The sequence below is a fragment of the Komagataeibacter xylinus genome (genome assembly GCF_031081985.1).
Classification (GTDB): domain Bacteria; phylum Pseudomonadota; class Alphaproteobacteria; order Acetobacterales; family Acetobacteraceae; genus Komagataeibacter; species Komagataeibacter xylinus_E.
Genome location: NZ_JARWSK010000005.1, coordinates 136418 through 160487, shown reverse-complemented (window position 1 = coordinate 160487; position 24070 = coordinate 136418). Strand labels below are relative to the sequence as shown.

At 61.5% G+C, this 24070-nt stretch carries 21 protein-coding genes; 13 read left to right on the top strand and 8 right to left on the bottom strand.

What is annotated here, in order from left to right:
- Positions 1 to 32 precede the first annotated feature (32 nt).
- The 5 genes from amaB (at position 33) to QEG70_RS11065 (ending at position 6024) form a co-directional block, all read left to right on the top strand.
- On the top strand, positions 33 to 1544 hold the full coding sequence (gene amaB / locus QEG70_RS11085) for an L-piperidine-6-carboxylate dehydrogenase (RefSeq protein ID WP_308720713.1): 1512 nt from the start codon (positions 33 to 35) through the stop codon (positions 1542 to 1544).
- 78 nt (positions 1545 to 1622) lie between these two features.
- Positions 1623 to 2999 carry a 2-oxoadipate dioxygenase/decarboxylase HglS gene (gene hglS / locus QEG70_RS11080; protein WP_308720712.1) on the top strand — a complete coding sequence of 459 codons (1377 nt, stop codon included), beginning with the start codon at positions 1623 to 1625 and terminating at the stop codon, positions 2997 to 2999.
- 226 nt (positions 3000 to 3225) lie between these two features.
- The gene (locus QEG70_RS11075; RefSeq protein ID WP_308720711.1) at positions 3226 to 3798 is read left to right on the top strand and encodes a hypothetical protein; all 573 of its coding nucleotides are present in this window, start codon (positions 3226 to 3228) and stop codon (positions 3796 to 3798) included.
- Positions 3795 to 4661 (top strand): LysR substrate-binding domain-containing protein, encoded by an 867-nt coding sequence (locus tag QEG70_RS11070; RefSeq protein WP_308720710.1) that lies wholly within the window; start codon positions 3795 to 3797, stop codon positions 4659 to 4661. Before QEG70_RS11075 ends, QEG70_RS11070 begins: the two co-directional genes overlap by 4 nt.
- A 109-nt stretch (positions 4662 to 4770) precedes the next feature.
- Complete coding sequence (locus QEG70_RS11065) at positions 4771 to 6024, top strand: M20 family metallo-hydrolase (protein ID WP_308720857.1); 1254 nt, start codon at positions 4771 to 4773, stop codon at positions 6022 to 6024.
- A gap of 168 nt (positions 6025 to 6192) precedes the next feature.
- On the opposite strand, the gene QEG70_RS11060 is transcribed toward QEG70_RS11065, so the two are convergent.
- The 3 genes from QEG70_RS11060 to QEG70_RS11050 form a co-directional block, all read right to left on the bottom strand.
- Positions 6193 to 7677, bottom strand: a complete 1485-nt coding sequence (locus tag QEG70_RS11060; protein WP_308720709.1) for an NCS1 family nucleobase:cation symporter-1 — start codon at positions 7675 to 7677, stop codon at positions 6193 to 6195.
- A gap of 88 nt (positions 7678 to 7765) precedes the next feature.
- Positions 7766 to 10249, bottom strand: a complete 2484-nt coding sequence (locus QEG70_RS11055) for a TonB-dependent receptor (protein WP_308720708.1) — start codon at positions 10247 to 10249, stop codon at positions 7766 to 7768.
- Positions 10250 to 10393: 144 nt separating this feature from the next.
- Complete coding sequence (locus QEG70_RS11050; protein ID WP_308720707.1) at positions 10394 to 11167, bottom strand: aspartate/glutamate racemase family protein; 774 nt, start codon at positions 11165 to 11167, stop codon at positions 10394 to 10396.
- 158 nt (positions 11168 to 11325) lie between these two features.
- On the opposite strand from QEG70_RS11050, the gene QEG70_RS11045 reads away from it, so the two are divergent.
- Entirely contained in the window at positions 11326 to 12012 is a 687-nt protein-coding gene (locus QEG70_RS11045; RefSeq protein ID WP_308720706.1) for a GntR family transcriptional regulator, read from the top strand.
- A 49-nt stretch (positions 12013 to 12061) separates the two neighbouring features.
- Here QEG70_RS11045 and QEG70_RS11040 read toward each other — a convergent pair whose 3' ends face one another.
- Positions 12062 to 13720, bottom strand: coding sequence for a SulP family inorganic anion transporter (locus QEG70_RS11040; RefSeq protein WP_308720705.1), 1659 nt, complete (start codon positions 13718 to 13720; stop codon positions 12062 to 12064).
- A 230-nt stretch (positions 13721 to 13950) separates the two neighbouring features.
- Here QEG70_RS11040 and QEG70_RS11035 point away from each other — a divergent pair, with 230 nt between their 5' ends.
- Entirely contained in the window at positions 13951 to 14418 is a 468-nt protein-coding gene (locus tag QEG70_RS11035) for a hypothetical protein (RefSeq protein ID WP_308720704.1), read from the top strand.
- A 50-nt stretch (positions 14419 to 14468) separates the two neighbouring features.
- Here the strand turns inward: QEG70_RS11035 and QEG70_RS11030 are convergent, their stop codons facing one another.
- Genes QEG70_RS11030 through QEG70_RS11015 form a run of 4 tightly spaced genes read right to left on the bottom strand, consistent with a single transcriptional unit; the run spans position 14469 to position 18805 of the window.
- On the bottom strand, positions 14469 to 15152 hold the full coding sequence (locus QEG70_RS11030; RefSeq protein ID WP_308720856.1) for a Fe2+-dependent dioxygenase: 684 nt from the start codon (positions 15150 to 15152) through the stop codon (positions 14469 to 14471).
- Positions 15153 to 15183: 31 nt separating this feature from the next.
- Positions 15184 to 15699 carry a hypothetical protein gene (locus QEG70_RS11025; protein ID WP_308720703.1) on the bottom strand — a complete coding sequence of 172 codons (516 nt, stop codon included), beginning with the start codon at positions 15697 to 15699 and terminating at the stop codon, positions 15184 to 15186.
- Positions 15700 to 15754: 55 nt separating this feature from the next.
- Positions 15755 to 16441, bottom strand: a complete 687-nt coding sequence (locus QEG70_RS11020) for a tetratricopeptide repeat protein (protein WP_308720702.1) — start codon at positions 16439 to 16441, stop codon at positions 15755 to 15757.
- A gap of 60 nt (positions 16442 to 16501) precedes the next feature.
- Positions 16502 to 18805 carry a TonB-dependent receptor gene (locus QEG70_RS11015; protein ID WP_308720701.1) on the bottom strand — a complete coding sequence of 768 codons (2304 nt, stop codon included), beginning with the start codon at positions 18803 to 18805 and terminating at the stop codon, positions 16502 to 16504.
- Positions 18806 to 19279: 474 nt separating this feature from the next.
- On the opposite strand from QEG70_RS11015, the gene exbB reads away from it, so the two are divergent.
- The 6 genes from exbB (at position 19280) to QEG70_RS10985 (ending at position 24070) form a co-directional block, all read left to right on the top strand.
- Positions 19280 to 20020, top strand: a complete 741-nt coding sequence (gene exbB / locus QEG70_RS11010) for a tonB-system energizer ExbB (RefSeq protein ID WP_308720700.1) — start codon at positions 19280 to 19282, stop codon at positions 20018 to 20020.
- Between the two features lie 17 nt (positions 20021 to 20037).
- Positions 20038 to 20472, top strand: coding sequence for a TonB system transport protein ExbD (gene exbD, locus QEG70_RS11005; protein ID WP_308720855.1), 435 nt, complete (start codon positions 20038 to 20040; stop codon positions 20470 to 20472).
- Positions 20472 to 21320: an energy transducer TonB family protein gene (locus QEG70_RS11000; RefSeq protein ID WP_308720699.1), complete on the top strand. Its 849-nt coding sequence runs from the start codon at positions 20472 to 20474 to the stop codon at positions 21318 to 21320. Before exbD ends, QEG70_RS11000 begins: the two co-directional genes overlap by 1 nt.
- Positions 21321 to 21772: 452 nt before the next feature.
- Positions 21773 to 22717, top strand: a complete 945-nt coding sequence (gene msrP, locus QEG70_RS10995) for a protein-methionine-sulfoxide reductase catalytic subunit MsrP (protein ID WP_308720698.1) — start codon at positions 21773 to 21775, stop codon at positions 22715 to 22717.
- 1 nt (position 22718) lies between these two features.
- Positions 22719 to 23351, top strand: a complete 633-nt coding sequence (gene msrQ, locus QEG70_RS10990; protein ID WP_308720697.1) for a protein-methionine-sulfoxide reductase heme-binding subunit MsrQ — start codon at positions 22719 to 22721, stop codon at positions 23349 to 23351.
- Positions 23352 to 23422: 71 nt separating this feature from the next.
- A complete protein-coding gene (locus tag QEG70_RS10985) occupies positions 23423 to 24070 on the top strand; it encodes a hypothetical protein (protein ID WP_308720696.1) in 648 nt (215 codons plus the stop codon).

The window sequence follows — 24070 nt, the reverse complement described above, 5'->3', positions numbered from 1 at the left end:
CTGTTTTCATTCCGGGAAGGAAAAGAAGCAACATGACCACAATCACCGCCGAGATACGGACACTCCTCGGGCAGGTCGGCGTGCCTGAAAGCGCCTGGACTGCCGGTAGCCTGAAGGTGCGCAGCCCCGTTACGGGCGAGACCATTGCCAGCGTGGTCACGGTCAGCCCCGAACAGACGGATGCCATCATCGCAGCCTCCAGCAGCGCCTTCGCCCAATGGCGCACCGTGCCCGCCCCGCAGCGCGGTGAACTGGTGCGCATCCTTGGCAATATCCTGCGTGAATACAAGGAGCCGCTTGGCCGGCTGGTCTCGATCGAGGTGGGCAAGGTCCTGTCCGAGGGGCTGGGCGAAGTGCAGGAGATGATCGATATCTGCGATTTCGCGGTCGGCCTGTCGCGCCAGCTTTACGGCCTGACCATCCAGTCCGAGCGCCCTGACCACCGCCTGATGGAACAGTGGCACCCCATGGGGCCTGTTGGCATCATTTCCGCCTTCAATTTCCCGGTGGCGGTCTGGGCATGGAATGCGGCCCTGGCGCTGGTCTGTGGTGATTCCATCATCTGGAAGCCCTCTGAAAAGACGCCCCTGACCGCCCTTGCCACCCATGCGCTTTTCCTGCGTGCGGTCAAGGCGTATGGCGGCGTGCCCGAAGGGCTGGCCACCCTGCTGATTGGTGATGCCGCGACGGGCCGCCAGATGGTTGATGATGCCCGCGTGCCGGTTATCTCGGCCACCGGCTCCACCCGCATGGGCCGTGCCGTGGGCGAGGCCGTGGCAAAGCGCTTTGGTCGCTCCATCCTGGAGCTTGGCGGCAACAATGCCTCCATCGTCACGCCCTCGGCCGATCTGGACATGACGCTGCGTGCGGTGGCCTTTGGCGCCATGGGCACGGCGGGCCAGCGCTGCACCACGCTACGCCGCCTGATCGTGCACAAGGATGTCTATGACACGCTGGTGCCCAGGCTGAAGCAGGTTTATACGAATATCAGCGTTGGCTGCCCGCTGACCTCCGATGCACTGGTCGGCCCGCTGATTGATGGCAATGCCTTCAGCGCCATGGAACGTAGCCTTGAGGCCGCCCGCAAGGCTGGCGGCACGGTGCATGGCGGTGGCCGGGTCGATGTAAATGGCGCGGATTCCTTTTATGCCCGTCCCGCCCTGGTTGAAATGCCGCAGCAGGTTGGCCCGGTGCTGGAGGAAACCTTCGTGCCGATCCTGTACGTGCTGAAATACGACACGCTGGAAGAGGCGATCGCGCTGCAGAACGGCGTGGTGCAGGGGCTGTCTTCCTCCATTTTCAGCAATGACGTGCGCGAGGTGGAACGCTACCTGTCGGCCGCAGGCTCCGACTGTGGCATTGCCAATGTCAATATCGGGCCGTCCGGTGCGGAAATCGGCGGAGCCTTTGGTGGCGAGAAGGAAACCGGCGGCGGGCGTGAATCCGGCTCGGATGCATGGAAAGGCTACATGCGCCGGCAGACGAACACCGTCAATTACGGCAGGACCCTGCCGCTGGCGCAGGGCGTCAAATTCGACGTCTGACACACGACACACGCCCCGTCCTTCACGCTGAAGGGCGGGGCATATGCGTCCGGACCCATATTGCGACGGAAGCAGGGAATGAACCAGTTTGTAACGACAGATTCACTGCGCGGCCTGTTTGCCGCTGGCATGTCGGACATGTACCGCCGAGAGGTGCCTCTTTACGGCACGCTTCTCGATATCGTGGCGCATGTCAATGCCACGGTCCTGCACAATGATCCGGCGCTGGACCAGTCCCTTGCCGATACGGGTGAACGCGCGCGGCTTGACCTTGAGCGGCATGGCGCGGTGCGCGTGGGCACGGCGGCCGAGCTGGCCCTGCTTGCCCGTATCTTCGCGGTGCTGGGCATGTATCCTGTTGGGTATTACGATCTTGCAGCCGCTGGCGTGCCGGTGCATTCGACCGCATTCCGCCCGGTGGATGAGGCGGCACTGCGCGCGTGCCCGTTTCGTATCTTTACATCCCTGCTCAGGCTTGAACTGATTGAAGATCCCGCCCTGCGCGCACAGGCGCAAAAGGTTCTGCAGCGGCGCCGGATCATATCGGAACGTGGACTGGCCCTGCTGGAAAATGCCGAGCGTAACGGCGGCGTGGCTGAAAGTGACGCGCAGGAATTCATAGCCGAGGTGCTGGCCATCTTCCGCTGGCACAGTCAGGCCATTGTCGATATCGAGACCTACCGCAAAATGCATGCAGCCCACCGGCTTGTGGCGGATGTCGCGGCCTTTCAGGGGCCGCATATCAACCACCTGACCCCGCGCGTGCTCGATATTGATGCAGCACAGGCCGAAATGTTGCGCCGGGGCATTGATGCGAAAGACTACATAGAAGGCCCGCCCCGCCGCATGGAGGCCATCCTGCTCCGGCAGACCAGTTTCAAGGCGCTGGAGGAGGTCATTTCCTTTCCTGATGGCGCCGCGATGCAGCGCGGCACCCATACGGCGCGCTTTGGCGAGATCGAACAGCGTGGCATGGCCCTGACGCCTGAAGGCCGTGCCCTGTATGATGCCTGCCTGCACAAGGCACGCGCGGGCGAGCACCCCGCAGGCCACGACCATGACGCGCGCCTGCGGGATGCTTTCCGGGATTTTCCCGATGATCTGCAGGCCCTCCGGCAACAGCGGCTTGCCTATTTCCGCTATGCCCTGACACAGAAAGGGAAAGCGGCCCGACCCGTGGCCACCGGCACGACACTGCCCGACTGGCTGGCTGCCCGATGGGTGCAGGCCATTCCGATTACGTATGAGGACTTTCTGCCCATCAGCGCCGCGGGCATCTTTCGCTCCAATCTTGGCAGCGGGAGCAGCCAGGGTTACGACAGCCAGGGATCGCGCGCCGAACTGGAGGCAGCGCTGGGCCGTAAGGTAATTGATCCATTCGAACTGTATGAAACCATACAGGAAAAATCCCTCGAAGAGCTTGCCGTGCATTTTGCGGCAATGCAGGCGCACTGACCCGGCCGCCTGCCCCGATCTGTTTCCTGCGCGCCACTCCTCTCACCCTGTCTGCGCCCGTTGTCATTCCAAAATGTTATGACTTCATTATGAAACGTTGTTTGCAGGGGGCTGGGTATGCAATGTTTCAGTTTAACAACATGATGGTGCCCGGGAGACGACAGCTTTCCCGCCTGGTGCCATTGGTCATGATCTTCTAAAGGGAAATGCTGAATTGCAGGGGCCGGTGGCAGTATCATCCAAACTCAAGCAGCGGCATATCTCGATGATCGCCTTGGGCGGCGCCATAGGCGGCGGCCTGCACATCTGTTCCTTTTACCTGTGTTCGCTCCTGCTGATCCTGCTCGTCACGCCGTGGAAGGATGTCATGCCGGGGCATTTCCCCTTCCTGACCACGCTGGCGCGCATCGGGGTGCCGCATACGGTCATGATCATGCAGTGCGTGGTGCTGGTGGCGTTTTCTTCCATCCTGTCACCCGGCGGCGTGTTTTCCTTCCTGCTCAACTGTAGCGGGGCGGTCGTGCTGGTCGTGTATGTCATGATCTCGACGGCGCATTACACCCTGTTCAGGGCTACGGCAGGCAGGCAGGCATTGGGTCATGTCCTGCGCACGGCGCTGGTCATCGCGTTCAGTGTCGTCACGTTCATTGCCATGTTCAGCCGGGCGGACCAGCGCGCGACCGTGGTGTTCTGTTTCCTCACGGTCCTGTTTTTCCTGGCCATCTACGCCATCCGCAAACAGCTTTCATGCCGCCGTGCAGATGTGCAGCTACGTGGTGAACAAAGGATCGGGTCATGACCTTCATACGCCGTTTTTTGCCTTCCATTACGTTCCTGTGCTCGTTCGAGGCATCGGCGCGGCATCTGAGCTTTACCGCCGCCGCGCGTGAACTGAACCTGACCCAGAGCGCCATCAGCCGCCACATCCGCATGCTTGAGGAACGGCTTGGCTCCTCCCTTTTCGTGCGTGACCGCCAGACCGTAAGGCTGACACGTGCGGGCGAATTATACGCTGTCGAGATCCGCAGCGCCCTTGCCCTCATATCGCAGGCAACGCTGGGGTTCCGGGCCTGCCCGAGCGGGCGGTCCATCAATGTCGGGATTGATGCAACACTTGGCGCACGCTGGCTGCTGCCAGCCCTGAAGGATTTTCATGTCCTGCACCCCGATGTGGACATCAACCTCATTTCTGACATGCGGCAGGATAATATAGACGTCTGCATCCGCCTGCCAACGGATGATGACCACGAAATGGTGGTGCGTGAAATCCTGTCCGTGCCTATCATACCTGTATGCGCATCAACCCTGCTGGCCCGGTTCCGCGTAAAACAGGTGGAGGATATGGGGGAGGCGCCGCTGCTCCACTTCACGTCCCGACCGGATATGTGGGAACGCTGGTTTGAAAACCAGGGCTTTTACCCCGAAGCAGTCAACGGCACCCTGTTTGACCAGTACATGACCATTATTGGCGCCGCCATGAGCGGGATCGGCATTGCCCTGCTGCCCAGGGTTCTTGTGCTGGATGAACTTGAGAATGGAAGCCTTTCTGAAATAAAATGCAAGAATAACATAACGGAAAATTATCATATTATTTACAGAAAAAATAGCGAAAAACATGTTCTTATCCGTGATTTCTCCAGTTACCTTGAAAATATGAATTAGCGCTCAGGTGGCAGGAAGAAGAGGGCTGGCCCGGCTCGACGCCCGGCGCAACAGGATGCTGACTTTCGCAGCCGCCAGCGGCACAGGAGCATGAAAGAAGATGAGCCAGATGCACAAGAACGCCAATATCACGATTGATGGCTCCCGCCTGAACGAGGATATTGTCTTCACGTCCCGTTTTGGCGCAACACCACGCGGCGGGATCCGCCGGCTGGCCCTTTCGGCGGAGGACCGCCTTGTTCGTGACTGGCTGGCAGCCCAGGGTGAGGCCCTTGGCTGTTCCCTTACGGTCGATACCATGGGCAGCCAGTTCCTGCGCCTGGAGGGGAGTGATCCGACCCTGCCGCCACTGATGATGGGCAGCCACCTCGACACCCAGCCCACCGGCGGCCGGTATGATGGCATTTATGGCGTGCTGGGCGGCCTGGCCGTGCTGCGGGCCTTCCGGGCGGCGGGATACGTGCCGCGTCACTCAATCGAACTGGCCAACTGGACCAATGAAGAGGGGGCACGTTTTGCCCCTGCCATGACGGCATCGGGTGTTTTTAGCGGCGTCTTTACGCTTGAGAAGGCTTATGGCCTTACCGACCGTGATGGGGTCCGTCTGGGTGATGCCCTGCTCGCGATTGGCTATAAAGGCGATGAACCCTGTGGCGCGCACCCGCTTGCCGCCTATTTCGAGTTGCATATCGAACAGGGACCGGTGCTGGAAAACGAGGGCAAAACCATTGGCGTCGTGACAGGCGTGCAGGGCATGCGCTGGTTTGACGTGACCCTGATTGGCCAGGAAGCCCATGCTGGTACCACCCCGATGGAACTGCGCCGCGACGCCCTGCTCGCGGCGGCCCGCCTGATGGTGCTGGCGGCGGAGGTGGCGGCAGCGCACGGGCCGGATGCCAAGACAACCATCGGCATCATTGATGCAAGTCCGGGCAGCCGCAACGTGGTGCCGGGCGAAGTGCGCATGACGCTGGACCTGCGCCACCCCGATGATGCCGTGATTGATGCAATGGAATCCGATTTTCGCGCGCAGGCGGCCGCCATTGCGGGCAAAGCGGGTATTGAACTCTCGATCGAGGAGAGCTGGGGCTCGCCTTCCGTGCCGTTTGACCCCGCCTGTGTGAACATGGTGCGCGATGCAGCCCGGAAGGCGGGGCTGAGCCATCGCGACATCATTTCCGGCGCGGGGCATGATGCAGCCTACATGGCCCGGATCTGCCCGACGGCAATGATCTTCATTCCCTGCCGTGACGGGCTGAGCCACAACGAGGCGGAATATGCCGCGCCCGATGATATCGTGGCGGGTGCAAACGTGCTGATGCGTGCGATCATGGCGGCAGATGAACACTTCGACCCTGCCTGAAAGAATGCTTGAAAACAACGCATTGATAAAAAACAATAAAAGTTTTTGAGTGCTGCCTTTTTGAAAAAAGCTTCACCAAAACTTTCTTATGATTGCTGGATGTTTCCTGAGCTAACTTTTCAAACAGTCTCTCGGTCAGGGGCGGGATATGTGCAGGCTGCGCCCCTGTCAGGGCGGCGTGTTGCCGGCACGGCCTGATTTCATCAGGGCAAGGTAACACGCCCCGCCCGTCAGGCACCCGATAAACCACGCAAATTCAGACAGGGCCGAGAACGCCGGCACGAACACGCTCGCGCTCCCCGCCGCCACCGCAATGAGCAGGGCCAGGACAGCCGCCGGGTTGACCCCGTTGCGGTACCAGTAACGGCCCTGCACGCTGGTGGTATAAAGTGCCGCGACATCAACCTTGCTGCGGCGCACGATATAGTAGTCACAGACAAGAATGCCAAATAACGGGCCGATAAACGTTGCCAGCACATCGAGTGTCAGATGCATGACCTGTGGGTTGCCATACAGTTTCCATGGCATGATGACGATGGAGCCAGCCGCTGCAATCATGCCGCCGCCGCGCAGGCTGATATGCCGGGGCGAAAGGTTGGAAAAATCAAACGAGGCCGAGACAAAATTGGCCACGATATTGATGCCCGCCGTTGCAATGATGAATGTCAGCATGCCGAATATGACCGCTGTCAGGCTGTCGATATGCGCGACCGTTTCCACCGGATCGATCATGACATGGCCAAAAGCAGGTGCGGTCAGGGCAATGGTGCAGATTGTCAGGGCCGAAAACCCGATGAAATTGAACGGCAGCCCCCAGAAATTGCCGCGCCTGATATCGGCTGGACTGCGCCCGTAGCGGGCGAAATCACCAAAATTGAGCATGGGGCCGGAAAAATAGGATACGACAAGCGCCACGGCATTCACGCTGGCCCATACCAGTGCACCTCCATGCAGGGGAGTGCCGGTTCCGGTAATCCGCAAGGAAAAATGACGCCACCCCACATGGTGTAGCAGATACAGGTCCAGCGCGATCATGATGGCATATACGGCAGGGCCCGCCAGTTCGATAAACCGGCGGACTGTCTCGATACCCCGCCAGAAAATGGCGGCCTGCACCAGCCATAACAGGGCAAATGCGCCCCATCCCACAACGGAAAGCCCCAGCATGCCGTGCAGCCTGACCTCGGCCCAGGGCGTCAGGCCGGGAGCAAGGCGCAGGGTCAGCACCACCAGCGCGTTCGAGGCGAGCCATGTCTGTATGCCGTACCAGCATACGGCAATCACGCCACGGATCAGCGCGGGAATATTGGCGCCAAGCACGCCAAAGGACATGCGGCATATAACCGGAAACGGCGTGCCCGTGCGCTGGCTGGGCACCGCCACAAGGTTGCACAGGGCGTTTACAATCAGCACGCCCGCCAGCAGGGCGGCAAAAACCAGCCCCGAAGGCAGGCCGAGGGTAAAGAGGTTGCCCGCCGTGACATAGCCGCCAACGCTATGCACATCCGACATCCAGAAAGACAGGTAGTCGTACCAGTTCCAGTCCTGCTTTGCCGCGGGCAGCAGGTCGCTGTTGCGCAACCTGTCATCGTGCGCGGCAGGCTGCATGGCTGGAGAAGATGGAACCGCTTCCGGTCGTGCCCGCATGTTCATACACCGCTCCCCCGCAGGTCACTATGCCCGGGTGTGGCAGTCGTGTGAAGGTCATGCAGGCCCATGTATGCCATTGCGCGGCGCCCGTTCAGAAACCGGCCCGGAAGGTGACCACGGCGGAGAAACGCCCCAGCGTATTGTAGGTGGGCGCCGTGCCCTGGATCTTGCCGATGGTGGTATTGGTCAGGCTGACACTGTTGATGGCGGAATAGGCATGGGTATCGATCATGTTGTTGACCCACAGCATGACTTCCGGGCTTTTGAGAAAGCTCAGCCCGCGCCCGACCAGGCTGTTGCGCGGCAGGCGCGCGCCCACTGTTGCATTCATGGTGTAAAGCGAGGGCAGTGCTTCCTGGTTCATGAAGGTTGAATACTGTTTGGAGAAGTAGTTCAGCCCATAATTCCAGAAGAAGATGCCGTTATCCCAGTCCACCCCGAGCGAGGCCGCCCATGTGGGCGTATCGACGGCCATCTTGCCCTTGGTGGGCAGCCCCTGGATATTGTTGTTGATGGTTGAGTGCAGATACTGCATGGACGCATAGGGGCGGAAATGGTGGATGGGGCGCGTGCCGATTTCCGCGTCAAACCCGTTGGTCGTCTGGTTGCCTGCGTCAATCACCTGCCCGATGGCCTCGTTGCCGAGGAACATGGAGGTGGAAACCTGATGATGCGACAGGTTGTAATGGAAGTAGGTAAAGGAGCCGATGATGTATTTGCCGGTGTAGCGCATGCCCACTTCTTCGGTAATATTATATTCATCATGGATGTGGGTCTGGCCCTGATTGGCGATCTGCCCTGTATTGGGGTTGATGGTGGTGATCATGGCGCTGTCAGGCGGCGCCTTGGCGCCGGTCGAGACCCCGCCGAAGATCTGCACGTATTTGTTGAGCTGGAAATGCCCGCCAAGCGTGGGCAGCGGCATGAACTCGTTGGCGCTGACCTTGCGCTGCAGGCCGGGAATGTTGTCGGTGCCGTCACGGTGGATCATGGTCACGCGCATGCCGCCATCAAGCACCAGCCGTCCGTTGAGCAGCGTGACCGTATCGCCTGCATAGATGCCGTTGACGGTGGAAATGTCGCTGTAGTTCTGGGAATAGAAAACCTGCCCGTTGCCCAGTCGCAGCGAGTTGCGCGCCCGCCCCCATGATGTTGCCGGGTCGCCCCCGCTGCTTACCCCGGTATAGCCGACAAGGTTGGTCGAATTGTCGTAATCGAACCAGTAGCCCAGATAGACATGGTGATTGCCGACCTTGTAGCTCAGCTTGGCGTTCACGCCGCCACGCATTTCATTGAGGCTGCTGTACTGCTCGGCCACGCCAGAGGACTGGCCCGCCTGCTGGCCGGGAATGACAATGGATTGCGGGCTGCCGCCATAGCCATTGTACACCTGGTCGTTGAGTTCAAAGCCGGAGCCGTAAACCTTCTGGTTGGCGGCAATGTAAGGCGTAACATCAAGCCCGAGCCGCCCGAAGTTGAAGTGCGAGGGGGCGGCGATGTTGAAGGTCTTGGAATGCAGCCAGTTCAGCTTCCAGTAATCGGTGCCGCCAGCGGCATCATTGAGGTTGTAGGAACCGGCGAGTTCGTTCTTCAGCCCCTTCTGCTTCCAGCTGGCCATGGTCATGTCCCAGTAGGGCTCGTTGCCGATAATGCCGCGTGTAAAGCCACCGACCAGCGACACACGGTTGCCATCCCCCCATTCCTTGAGGATCTTGAAGTCGATATGCTTGAAGTCCTCCTGGCCGGGGCCGTGATAGAACGTGTCATGCTGGTTGGAGAACGAGATGTAGGAGCGGATGCCCGTCTTGCCCCATTCACCCGTATCCACGCGCAGGAACTGGCGGGTATAGTCGCGGTTGCCCACGCCCACATCGCCCAGCCCGCCGAATTTCTTTGAGGGATCGCGGGTCTTGAACTCGAACATGCCGCCCGAGCCGTTGATGGCGGGCGTATCGAGGTTGGATGAGCCGGGCTGCACGGAAACGCTGCCGATATTCTCGCTATCGGTCACCCATGCCACGTCAAGGTTGTAGCCACCGATACTGCTCAGCGGCATGCCTTCCCATACATTGGCAATCTGGTCCTGCGTCAGGCCACGCATGCTCAGGGCGGATTTTTCGTGGCCGGCAGGGTCGGTATTGGCCACCACGATGCCCGGCAGCAGCTTGACGGCGTTATAGGCGTTCTGCGCGGGTGACTGCTTCATGATGTAATCGGGGGTGACGGTGCTGCGGGCCTTGGGCGCGGTCTGTTTCTGGATCAGGCCACCGCCGGGCGCGCGCCCGGTCACGCCATCGGGTGAATGGACAACGCTGGCGCCCACCCGGATCTGCTCGGCACCACCCGTGGCCTTTACGCCCTGTGGCTGCGCGGTGGCGTGATTGGCGTCGTGCGCATGCGTGTCGTGGGCCGGGACCGTGCGGGCCAGGGCCGCCGCGCGCGGCGCACCGAACACCAGCGCGGTTGTCAGCACCAGAAAAAACCGGTGACCGGGTGCCTGAACGGAAAAACGGAGCAGCGGCACGGCCTGCCTGGAGGGATACGATCCGGTCGGGCTTTTTCCGTCAAGGTACATTGCCGGTGTCCTTATTCTCTATCCCGCCCGGCAGGCCAGGATCGCGACATGGAATGATACTTGAGAGAAATGTCTCTCATTACGGATAGAGGATAATATCGGTTTAAAATATGTGTCAACGCATATTGTTTACAAAAATGGATTTCAATCCTGGCGGGCGCGTACGGTCGCGCCAGAGGCCAGGTAACGGCGCAATTCGGCGGACAGGCCCACCGTTTCCATGCTCTGCCATGGGTGCTGCGGCAGCACGGGGCGCGACAGAAGGTTAAGGACTTCGTGCAGGCTTTCATGCAGGGAGCACAGGACCGGAGCATTTACATCTGGCGCAATCCGCGCGGCAAAGCCTGCCAGCCCCGCACCGCCAAGCACCACGCGGGCAGCGCCATCCTCCCGCACCGCGTCATTGCACGCGCGCGCGATTTCGCGGCAGGCGGCAGCCCCGCCCTGCGCCAGCACATTGCCTGCTGCGGGCAGGATGCGGATGGATGCCAGCCGCGCGCTCAGCCCCATGGCCTGCACCAGATTGACGAGCATGGGCTTCCATTCCGGGCCGCCGGTCACGATGGAGAAGCGCCCCGGCAGCCGTGCCGCCCGTATGAGGGAAGCCTGCGCCATGCCCGCGACCGGCACCGGGCAGAGGCTGGCCAGCGCCTCGCGCCCCGGGTCGCCAAAACAGGCCACGAGCACCGCATCAAACGGGCCGCGCGCGCAGGCCAGCGCATCGAGCACCGCATGGCCTGCAATGGTTACGGAAACGCGGTTGGTCAGGTAGCGCGCCCCAAACCGGGCCGTGACCGCCTCAACCGCGACAGCACCGGCAAACTGGGCTTCGGCATACGCCACCATGCGTTGCGTCATGTCTGTATCGGTATTGGGATTGATAAGCAGCAGGCGCGACACGGGCAGGCATCCAATCATGATTCAAGGGGGCCATGGCAGTGGCCTCTGTCAGTCAGTATGATTTGGAAACGTATTTCGTCAACCATTATTGTTTACAATATCAAGCCTCTTGACGGAAACGCCAGACTGCCCCAACAGAAATGCGTTTCAGCAAAAGGGGAGGGGAGGCACCGGCCATGGGATCATCTGCCAAGGAAGAAGCGCGCATTGCTGATGCCTTGTGCAAGGCGGTCCTGGAACGCAAGCTGGCACCAGGCAGCAAGCTGCCCGAGGAAGAGCTTGCCCAGATATTTCGCTCCAACCGCGCCAAGATCCGCCGGGTGCTGCTGCTGCTGTCGCGCTCGCACATCGTCACGCTGGAACCGGGGCGCGGGGCTTTTGTCAGCCGCCCCTCCCCGCAGGAGGCGCGTGACGTGCTGGCCAGCCGCCGCCTGATCGAGGTCAGCCTGCTCGCGCGTCCCTACCGCAAGCTTTCCGCGCAGGGGGCGGAGCGACTGCGCCGGATCATGACGCAGGAAGCCCAGGCGCATGCGGCGCATGACGCGATTGCCATGATCTATCTTTCCGGCCAGTTTCACCTGACACTGATCGAGGAACTGGGTAACAAAGTGCTGAAAAGCATTACCGGCGAACTGATCCTGCGCATGTCGCTCATCATCACCATGTATGAGCGACAGAACACGACATGCTGCCTGTCCTCCGATCATCACGACCTGCTCGAGCTACTTGGGGCGCATGACTATGCCGAAGCCTCCGCCCTGATGGCGCGGCATCTGGAAGGGATTGAAAGCTGCCTCGACTTCCATCGCGAGCCAGCCACCACGACCATACTGAGCCAGATCCTCCAGCCCCTGAAGGACTGAGGGCCGCGAGGGTAAAGGGTAGATAAAACACCATGAGATGACGCGGTGTTCAGGCGGGCGCGTGCTTGTTCACGATATGCTGTGCCGCCGCCATGGCCGTATGCAACTGCGCATAAAGGTTCTCTGCCCCGATAACGGGCGTGATGCGATGGCGGTCCATGTCAGCGCGCAGATAGGGCGTGACCCGCCCGAATATGATCCTGACCCCCTGCTGTCTGAGATCGGTAAACAGGTCGCGCAGGTCACTCGCGGCGGAAAAGTCGATATCGGTAATGGCGCTGGCATCCACCACGATACAGTCAGGCTGCGCGCGGGCAGGGGCAACGAGGGAGCGGATGTCGCTGACAAAGCGCATCGAGTTGGCATAGAACAGGTCCGCGCAGAACCGGTAGAGCACGATGCCGGGCGCGGTCTGCGCTCCTGTCGAGACGGGTTGCGGTTCGAGCAGCCCGGAGTGCATGTCGTAGCACAGCAGCATGGTATGGGGCTCGTAACTGTGCCGCACATGGCGGAACAGCGAGAGCGCAATGGCCAGGAAGATGCCCTGTTCCACGCCGATGCTGATCACGGCGGCCGCCGTGGCAAGGGCCAGCCCGCACTCGCCCGGACTTTCACGGTAGATGGCCAGCATCGCGCGCCTGTCGATCATGCCGAGGGCGACCGTAAAGACAATCGAGGCCAGGACGCAGCGCGGCAGGTATTGGAGCGGGCCGGTCAGGAACAGCAGCACGATCATGGTCACGCCAGCAAAGATCAGTTGCGCAAGCTGCGTGCGGGCCCCCGCCTGCACGGCCATGGCGGTCTGGGTCGGGCTGCCATTGACACTGAAGGTGCCACTCAGCCCGGCGGCGGCATTGGCTGCGGCAAGGCCGAGAATATCGGCATTGTCATTGATAGGGTCATGAAAGCGCTGGGCAAAGGCGCGCGAGGTCGCGGCACTCTGTGCAATGATGACAAATACGCATGATGTGGTGACCGGCAGCAGGGCCAGCATTTCATTCCACGAAATATCGGGCAGGCGCAGGCGTGGCAGGCCGCTTTCAATCGGGCCGATGATGGCGATGCCATGCCCGGCCAGATCGAACATCATGCTGGCCATGATCGACCCCACCACCGTGAGTAGGGGCAGCGGCAGGCGCGGGGCCAGCCGCTCGCCTGCCATGATGATCGCCACAATGCCTGCTGACAGGAACAGTGTCGGCCCGTTGAGCCGTGGCAGGCGCTGCACTGTCTGGAACAGTTGCAGCACGGTGTTATGGGCGGTGACGTTTATGCCCAGCATGTCGCGTGTCATGGCGAGTGCTACCTGCACGCCCACACCGGCCATGAACCCCACCAGCACGGTGCGGGAGAGGAAATCGGCCAGAAAGCCAAGGCGGAACAGCCGCGCAACGAGCAAAAACCCCGCGCTGAGCAGGGCCACCGTGCTGACCAGCGCCATGTAATGCGCGCTGCCCGGCACGGCCATGCGCCCGAGTGCACTGGAGAAAATTGCCGCCGTGGCGGAATCGGCCGCCACAACCAGATGGCGCGAGGCCCCGAACCCCGCAAAGGCAACCAGCGGGAGCAGCACCGTGTAAAGGCCGGTTACCGCAGGCATCTGGGCAATGCGGGTATAGCCCAGCACCTGCGGGATGTTCATTGATGCCAGGGAAAGCCCGGCCACAATATCGCGCAGCCGCCCCCGCATGCTCCGGTCCGGTTCCATCACCTCAGCGCCTTGTGGGGTGGAAAACGTTGGTGGTGTTCATTGGGTAGCGTTCCTCTATGCGGCATCCGGCGCATGTTTATAATGAATATATCGGTGTATCCAGCCGTGCCGCCGGTGCCTGTCACCAAAGCAGGTCGATCGCCTGCTGTATGGCAAAATGGTTTTTATTTTAAATTTATTAGGTGTTGAAAATGAAACAATTAAATAATCGGATGGACGGCAAAATAATGGAGCTGTTCGCCAAGCCTTTTCCATTCGATGATTTTTTTCTGTATGTCAGCAATCACGTGAGTGTGGACAAAACGCTTGGTGTGATGGGAATCCTGAGCCCGAAATTCCTTGAAGTTGACGGCTGCATCATGTGGGAAAACGTAGAATCAATCGACTACAGCGAGGGCAGGCAGAAGTTTACAGATGCCACTGTAAAGGAAAGAGAGCGTTATTATAATCTGTTCTGCATAGAAGATTTTTTTCTGGTCGGCGAGGAAGTGAGCGATTGTGTTACTGAAACGGCAGAGGAAGGATGGCGTAAATATATGGACCTGAAGCTCGCTTTTGCACGGCAGATCGAGCGCTACTGGCGCTTCGCCCTGTCGGAATGTTATCCGGGCAGGCGGTTTGAATTTGAAATCTCGGAAAAAGGCATATGGCCCGAAGATGGCGCGTGCCTGACATTCTGGCAGGTGAATGAATGAAATATCCGCCCCACCGGCATGCGGGCCATGCGTGCCGGTGGGGCGGGCGGCTACAGTTCAGCCCACTGGCGCAGCAGGTTGTGGTAGGTGGCGGTCAGGCCCAGCACGGCGGGGTGGCTGTCGGGCAGGGTGCGGCGGGTTTCGATGATCGACTGGTCAAACTGGTAGAGCAAGGTGCGCTGCACGTCATTGCGCACCATGGACTGGGACCAGAAAAACGACGCCCAGCGGCTCCCGCGCGTAACGGGGGTGACGCTGTGCAGGCTGGTGGCGGGGTAGAGCACCATGTCGCCTGCGGGGAAGCGCACCTTCTGCGTGCCATAGGTGTCCTGTATCATCAGTTCGCCGCCGTCATATTCCTCAAGTTCGCTGAGGAACAGGGTGGAGGATACATCGGTGCGCAGCCGGTGGCCCGTGCCGGGCAGGGGGCGGATGGCGTTGTCGATATGGGTGTGAAAGCACATGCCCGCGTCATAGCGGTTGAACAGGGGCGGGAACACGCGCAGCGGCAGGGCCGCGCTGTTGAAGATGGCATTGCACCCCAGGCGCTGCAGCACCAGGTCGGCGAGGTCACGCCCTTCGGGGCTGTCATGTGGGATCTGGAGGTTGAACTTGGCCTTGGCGGACTGCTCGCCCGCCGTCACCCGCCCGTCAACCCATTGCGAGCGGCCCAGCACCGCGCGGCAATGGGCGACATCATGGCGGCTGAGCACGCCGGGAATATGGATCAGCATGAGGAATTTCCTGTTGACCGGATCATTGTGCTCAATGCCGATGATCGCCATGATCGCCATGATGCGGCAGCAGGCGCAGCAGGAGGTCGTTTGATTTCTGGCCGCAATCCGTTGCGACCTGTTCCAGAGTCTCGTCAGTGGAATGGACCGTGCAGCCCTCACGGCTCAGGCGTTCGGCCAGCGCGTCGGGTGCAATGTGCAGCACGGGAGCCAGCGTGTTCAGCGGCGCATGGGTCAGCAGCGGAAAAAGCTGGCGTGCCGGGTTGCCGCCCGCATGCCCGGTGGTGAGCACGAAGCCAATGGCTGCTGCCAGCGACAGCCCGCAGGCCACCAGCATGGAGGGCGTGCGGAAATAAAGCAGGAACTGTGCCCAGTTGCGCCACATATGCAGCACGAAAGGCAGCAGCAGCACCATGCTCAGCCAGACATGCATGGAGTGGAACATGCCCGGCATCCAGTGAAAGAACAGGGCCGTGCCGGAAATGGCCGAGACCAGGAACAGGCCGGTAATAAGGGGCGTGGCGTATTTCTTTATCATCAGTTTCATGTGTCATGCGATCGTGTTGTGGGAAAAATATCCGGCACTTACGGCAACGCCCCCATTACGTGTCATCGGCGCGGGGCATCATCCGCCCTGTTGCCTCACGCGCTACAGCGCGCAGCAGGGGTTCCGGCCTTGTGGCCAGCAGCGTGGCAATGGCCGCAAATACATCTTCAAAGCCGTGTTCCAGCGCCTTGCGCAGCCACGGTATGGCATGCGCCGTCTGGTCCGCTGCCAGATGCAGCCGTGCCAGATTGACGCAGCCCCAGCAGTCGCCTGCCATGGCTGCGGCATGAAAGAACACGGGCGCGCTTGCGGGCAGTACCGTTGGCACCATGCGCTGCTCTGCCATGACGCCAAGCATGTTCAGCGCCTTGGCAACGCCCGCCCGGGCTGCGGCGACATACAGGACATGGGCACGGCACGGATCGGCCTGCACGCCCCGGCCTGCCAGATACAGGTCGGCCAGGTTGAACAATGCCCAGCCATACCCGTGATCCGCCGCATGGGTGTAAAGGAGGGCCGCGGTGGCCGGGTCGCGCGTGGTGCCCCAGCCGCGCTCGTAAGCGCGGCCAAGCATGTTCACTGCACGTGGGTCGCTGCTGCGTGCGGCGGCCTCGAACATGAGAAAGGCGTCCTCCATGCGCCCGTGATCAAGATGGATCTGCCCCAGCATGAGCTGCGTCTCCACCACGCCGGGGTGGGGCATGGGGCCGCTGTTGGGGGCGGCCTCTCCGCTTTTGTTCATTTCACACGGTATTCTCTGGTTCTCGACAGTATATGTCAGGAATTTCTGAATGTATAAGTATCAAAATGATACGCCGATGCTGCCAAGGAAGTAACGCCCCGGCGAAGGCACGGCCCGCGAGCCGGAGAACGAGGAGGCATAGTTGAGCCGGTTGGTGATGTTGTTGGCGTTGAACGAGACATGGTAGTGCCTGTAATCCCATGAAACCATGCCGTTGAGGTTGAAGGTGTAGGGCATGCGGGCTGTATTGGTCGTGTCCGGCCCGGCCCAGTAGCCTGATGAATACTGTGCGCCACCGCCAATCTTGAGGTCACCCCACTGTGGGCGCAGCAGCAGGCGCGAGAGGTCATACGAACTCCACACCGACATATTGTTGTGCGGCACCTGTGGCGCGACCTTGCCGTTATCGCCGGTGTTGCTGTGGGTCACGCGCCCGTCCATGTAGGAATAGGAGGCGAAGACCTGCCAGTCGCGCGTGATCTTGCCGTTTGCACTCAGTTCCACGCCACGGATGCGGCGGCCACTGCCGGAATCGGCAAAGCCGGTTTCCATGTCGCCATTCACGTCATAATAGCGCGAATTGTTCTCGCTGATCTGGAAGAAGGCAACCGTGGTGCCCAGCCGCTTGTGAAAGAAGTCGGACTTGTTGCCAAACTCGAACAGGTCGCTGCGCTGGGGCGAGAGGTTGACGCCTTTCTGCGCCACGTCGCCCGCCTGCGGCTTGACCGTGACCAGCGAGGAGACATCCGTGCCCACGGGCTTGTACGAGCGCGAGAAGGTGAAGTAGAATGATGTATCCTTCAGCGGTGAATACATGATGCTGCCCGAAGGGCTCCAGCGGTCGGATTTCTGCTCGGCGCGACCATTGCTTGCGGTTGACTGCTGGTAATACGTGCTGCTGAACGAATCCCACCGCGCGGTGCCGAACAGCGAAAGCTGCCGGGTCAACTGTATGCGGTCGGCCACGAACAGCCCGAGGTCACGCGCATTGGCATTGCCGTAGCCCGTGGCGGGAAAGCTGAGCGACGTGCCCGGATAGGCATATTGCGGGTTGCGGATGGTCTGGTTGTTGGTGCGGTTGGTGAAGCTGCCCGGCCAGCGCGAGTCACTGGCGTAGTTGATGTCCACACCCGCCTTGAGGTCATGATGCACAAAACCGGTATTGAAGCGCGCGCGGCCCATGATGACATTCTGCACCCCCCAGCCCTGCTGCCGGTAGGCCGCCCCGCCGCCCGCGCCATAGGGCAGGGCGTAATTGCCACCTGACAGGATGGCCGCGGCACACGCCCCCGAGCACGCGGCAGGCGTGGTGGCGGTATAGTCGCGCTCGTACAGGCTCAGCCGCGTGTCATTGGTGAGCGTGAACCAGCGCGTGATGTCTGATTTGAGCGCGGAGGTGAGGGTATGGATATTGGAGCGGTCAAAGTCGAAACTGCGCGTGTAGCTGGTGTTGCGGGCCACGCCATAATCGGTAATGGGGCGATAGATGCCGCCGACATCGATCATGCTCACGCCGTAATCAGGCTTGCTGTTACTGTTCAGCCACTGCCATGTCAGGTGCCATGACGTTTTGCTGCGCAGGCCCACGCCAAAATCGACCGCGGCGCCGTAACGGTTCGAGGTCACGTTGTCGCGGTCAACCACATCCTGTTTGTTGAACATGCCATTGATGCGAATGGCCATGTCCTCGTTGATCTGATAGTTGATGTCGCCCACGCCCCGAAACAGCGGCCCGCTGCCAAAGGTCTGGTCATAGCTGTAGCTGTTGCCCGCATGGGCGTGCTTCTGGCTCTGGTTGATGACACCGCCCACATTGCCTGCGCCAAAATATTCGCCCGATGGGCCTTTGATGACCTCGACGCTCTCGGTGTTGAAGGTATCGCGCGTATAGGTGCCAAAATCACGCAGGCCATCAGTATAGATGTCCTGGCGCGCCTGCAGCCCGCGAATGCGGAACTGGTCGCCATTCAGTCCGCCCGCACCCTCGCCGGTGGAAAGGGTGATGCCCGGCACGTTGGCCAGCGCCTGGTCGAGCGTGAAGGCGCGCTGCTGCTTTATCAGTTCCTGCGGCACAACGGTAATGGTCTGTGGCGTATCGCGCACGCTGGCGGGCATGCGCGCGATATGCAGGGTCTCGCTATTGGTGTTGCCCGCTGCAATGCCCGCATCTGCATCTTGTGCCGTACCGCCCACGCGCACGGCGGAAAGCTTGATGGTGCTGTCGGCTGTATCGGTCGGTTCGGGCGGGGCATCGGCATGGGCTTCATCCGCGCCCGCGCCAAGGCCGACCGACATGCCCAGTGCCACGGCCACGCGAAGACCGTGCCCCTGTGCCCTGGTGGGGGAGAGTTCTGGCTGGCTCAATTCACCACTCCTGCTGCACCCTCATGGTGGGTGTGTTGTCTGATTATGATGGCGGAAACGAGTTGTTGATAATCGCTCGCAACGCATAACGCAAATGATTATCATTATTATAACAAAGAACAAAGCTAAGTGTTGCCTGCGGGCAACATGATCAAATCAAGAATAAGAACGAAAAATTCATGAAATAATATGTAATCATGTAACGATGCGGGTGCCAGGCAGCGTAAAGAGACCTGTTTTATCAAAGAAATGTGGCGATCAGGGCTGTGGCGCGACGGGGGCTTGCGCTATGGCATCACTAATTTGATATTGATTATCACTTGCATAAAATGCCGGAATTTGCCATCTGCTGGTGCGGCATGCCCCTGCGGGCGCAGGCGTGCTGTTCCGTCGTGTCAGGAATAATCGTGCTTCCTGACCGGCAGGCATACATGCCGTTATTGTATTCACAGCGTAAAAATCCGGGATTTATTCATGCCACCAGTCCTTTCCGCGCCCATGTCGTTCTCAGCGTGGGAGATGTTCGTGAATGCGGGGCCCGTGGTGCGCGGCGTCATGCTCGTGCTCGTCGCATGCAGCCTCGTTACATGGACCATCCTGATTGCCAAGACCGTCGAACTCCTGCTGGCGCGCAGGCAGATGCACAATGCCGCCGCCGCGCTCGATGAATGCGCATCGGTGGCGGATGGCGCTGATGGCGCGCCCGCCTGCCGCATCGCCCGCACCCTGCTCGCGGCGGTGCAGGCCGAGCGCAGGCAGTCGCATGATATCGCGGGCGATGCGGAGGGGGTGAAGGAACGGATCGTACTGCATCTTGAACGGCTGGAGGCGGCTGAGGGGCGGCGGTTCATGCGCGGCACCGGCCTGCTGGCCACCATTGGCGCGACTGCCCCCTTTATCGGGCTGTTTGGTACGGTGTGGGGTATCATGACCGCCTTTACCGGCATTGCGGCCAGCCGGGCCACGAGCCTTGCCGTCGTGGCGCCGGGCATTGCCGAGGCCCTGCTGGCAACCGCGCTCGGCCTTGTCGCCGCCATACCGGCGGTGGTGATCTATAACCACATCATGCGCCAGTCGGCAGGGTGCCGGGCGCAGGTGGCCGATCTCACCGCGTTGGTCATGCGCCTGGTCTCGCGCGATCTGGGGCGGGCTGCGCAGGGCGATGCCGTGCTGCGTGGCTACACGCTGCATGCTGCCCGCGCGGCGGCGGAATAGGGGCGCGGGTGATGGCAATGCATCGTATCCGCCACGGTGATGACAGTGCGCATGAAGCGCATGACATCAATGTCACGCCTTTTATTGACGTGATGCTGGTGCTGCTCGTGATCTTCATGGTTACGGCACCGCTCACCACCGTCAATGTGCCTGTTGACCTGCCTTCCTCGACCGAAAAGCCTGCGCCGCGTCCCGATGCCCCGGTCTTCCTCACAGTAAAGGCCGATCACGGGCTGGCGCTTGGCGAGGCTGACGTGACAGAAGACAGCCTGCCCGATGCCCTTGCCGCCGCAACGCAGGGCAATCGTGACGCGCGCATTTTCCTGCGGGCGGATAAAACCGTGGATTACGGCACGCTGATGGGCGTGATGGACCGGCTGCGCGCGGCGGGTTACCTCAAGGTTGCGCTGGTCAATCTGCAAAAGGCGGATGTGGGGAGCATGGCGCCCTGATGCCCCGCGTTTTTCAATCTCATGATGCAGCAGCTTCCTTTGCGCCATGGCATGCCGCCAGCCTGCGGCATGCCGACAAGCGCGACAGGCTGGTATGGGGCGCGTCGCTGCTGGTGGTTCTGGGCGGCCTGGCAGGGGCGACATGGTGGGTGACGCGCCACAGGCCGCCGGCCATGCCCGTGCCTGAAGCCCCGCCTGCGGCCATTGCCATTGACCTGGCCCCCGAACCCGTTGCCATTCCCGCGCCCCCGACCGATGCGCCGCCCGGCCCCATGCAGGTTCTCTCGCAACCTGATCCCATGCCGCAGCCCCCACCCGAGATCACGGCGCCCCCGTCGCCCGCGCCCAGCCCGCCCGTTGTCGTGCCACGGGAGGAAGACCACCAGATCCCGCCCAAAAGGAAACGCCCCCCGCCTCCCGTCAAGGATGCGCCACATAACCGCAGGCCCCCTGCCACGGCCACAACAGAGCCGCAGCACATTGTAGCGCCACCCGCTACCGCGCAGGCCGCACCCACGCCGGGGGCTGATCCGGACCATGCCACGCAGGCGCTGCCCACCTGGCAGGCTGCACTGCTGGCACGGCTGGAACATTACAAGCGCTACCCCGCGCAGGCGCAGGCCGGGCGGCAGGAAGGGGTTGCGTTGCTGCATTTTGCAATGGACCGGCAGGGCCATGTCCTTTCGGCCCGCATTGAACGCAGCGCAGGCCATGCGCTGCTTGATGCGGAAACGCTCGCCCTGCTCGGGCGGGCGCAACCCCTGCCGCTGCCCCCGGCTGAGGTCAGGGGCGACCCCATCGTGCTGAGCGTGCCGGTGGAATTCCATCTCGATCAGGACCAACGATAGCAGGCAGGCGGTGTGCCATCCTCCATGGGCGGATATTGCCTGTTGCATCGGGTCGTTTCGCTCTGCCGCCGTATATGCCCCTCTCGCCCTGTTTATGGCATGCTGCGGCATTGAAGGGCACGGCATGCGGAACCCGCGTAGCGGGGAAGGGGGATAAACTGGCTTACTGCGCCATCTGTCAGGCACCGTTCGGGTGCGATCCGCACGGCGATTGCTGGTGCAAGAAGCACCCGCCGGTGCATCCCGTGCCTACGCAGGCCGGGGCCGCCTGCCTGTGCCCGGCCTGCCTTGAAAAACGTAAAGGCCCCGTAACGCCCCGTTCATGCCCGGATCAGGACTGAAGGCGGCCGACCAGACCCCTGTCCTGCAGGCCATCTTGCGGATAGGTGGGATACCGCGCAGGGTGCGATGCGTTTGGCGTGTTGCACACACATGCAAGGGGAGAGGTCCGCATGGCCCGATGGTCTTATCCGCGTCCGCCATCAAGCGAGATTACGCCGCGCGGGGTCTGGCTGTCGCGGCGCAGGCTGCTGGCCGGGGCCACGCTGGGCATGGCGGCAGGTGCGGGGCCGCGCGCCTTTGCCGCCGCCCTGCATACCCGGCCCGGCCCCTTTCAGGCGGCGGAAACGCCAACCCCGCTGCAAGACGTCACCCACTACAACAATTTCTATGAATTCGGGCTGGACAAGACCGATCCCTCAACCCGGTCCGGGCAGTTCAGGCCGCGACCATGGACGGTGTCGGTCGAAGGGCTGGTGGCCCATCCGCGCGTGTGGGACATTGATGCGCTGATCGCCGCCATGCCACTTGAGGAGCGGCTGTATCGCATGCGCTGTGTCGAGGCGTGGTCGATGGTCATCCCGTGGGATGGCTTTCCGCTGGCCAGCCTGCTTGCTCTGGCCGAACCCTTGGGGAGTGCCCGCTACGTGGCGTTTGAATCGGTCGTGCGCCCCGCCGAGATGCCGGGTCAGACCGGCGGGCTCGACAGCCTGGCCTGGCCGTATGTGGAAGGGCTGCGCCTTGATGAAGCCATGCACCCGCTTACCCTGCTGGCTGTGGGCCTGTATGGCGAGACCCTGCCCAACCAGAACGGCGCGCCGCTCAGGCTGGTCGTGCCGTGGAAGTATGGCTTCAAGGGCATCAAGTCCATCACCCGCATCCGGCTGGTGGAAAAGATGCCGCCCACGACATGGAACCAGATGAACCCTGCCGAGTATGGCTTCTTCGCCAACGTCAACCCCGATGTGGACCATCCGCGCTGGAGCCAGGCTTCGGAGCGGGTGATCGGCGCGGGCGGATTTTTTGGCGGCGGGCGTAAGAAAACCCTCATGTTCAACGGCTATGGCGCGCAGGTGGCCGGGCTGTATGGCACCATGAACCTGCGCAGCTTTTACTAGCATGCCGCGCCTGACCGGGGCGGGGCGCACCCGCACGCTGCTGCCGTGGCGCGGCGAGACCATGGTGCTGATGGCGCTGGGGCTGCTGCCTGCGGCGCTCTATTTCTGGTATGGCGCGCATGACAGGCTGGGACCGGACCCGGTCAATGTGTTCGAGCTGTGGCTGGGGTTGTGGGCGGTGCGTTTTCTGCTTGCGGCATTGCTGGTCACGCCGTTGCGGGTGGTAAGCGGCATCAGCCTGCTGCGCTACCGGCGCATGCTGGGGCTGCTGGCCTTCTGGTATGCGCTGATGCATGTGAGCGTTTACGTGGCGCTCGACCAGCAGGGCAACCTGGCCGTGCTGTGGCATGACATCACGCGCAGGCCCTTTCTCATGCTGGGGTTTGCGGCCTTTATGCTGCTGCTGCCCCTCGCATTTACATCAAATAACTGGTCCATCCGCAGGCTGGGGCGGCGCTGGGGCAGGCTGCACCGGCTGGTCTATGGTGTGGCCGTGCTGGTTGCGGTGCATTTTTTGCTGGCGTTCAAGACCTATAACGCCACCAGCGTCAGCTATGCGGCGGCCCTGATGGCCATGGTGGCGTGGCGGGCCGTGTCAGGAGTCCGTGCCCGCATCGGGCGTGCAGGACCATAGGGCGCAGGGGTGTGGACTATGGTATCAAGGTGGTCGCCTGATACCGTGCCTGATATGGGAGCATTAACCCGATGATACTTGATGACCTGCTGGCCGAAGGCGAAAGCCTGCGCCGCTCGTGCTTTACGCTCAGTGTGGAAGGTCGTGGCGACATTGCCGGATACTGGCGCGGCGAACGCCCCGATTATACCCCTCCGGCGCTGCGGCGGCATATCATGACGCTCGACAGCCAGTTGCTCGTGCAGACGGGCATGCCCATGGGCTATGCCAGCATCGGCTTTAGCGAGGTGGAGGATGAGCGGTTCTACAACGTGCTGCGCTCACAGCAGCCGGTCACGGCACTCGGCTGCACCGGGCTGCCGCTTTATGCGACACCCGATACGTCTTTCCCGCCCCTTGCGGCAGTCTGCCTTTATGGCAGCGAAAAAGTGGCGGCATGGCTGAAAACCCTCGGGTTGCAGCGGTATGAATACACGCGCGCCGCCCTTGCGCCCCTGGGCAGGGCCTATGATGATATCTATACCGAACGGGGCGATCTGTTCCGGGACAATGTCGATGCCATTGTGGGCGGCTGGCACCAGTCCTGGCCGGAGGATGATTTTTACATGCCACTGGAAATGCGGCGCGCGGTGCTGACCCTGCGCGAGGCCGAGCCGTGGTATGAACTGTGGCAGGTGGCGGGTGGTCCGAATTTCAACGTGTGTGAACGGATTACCTGA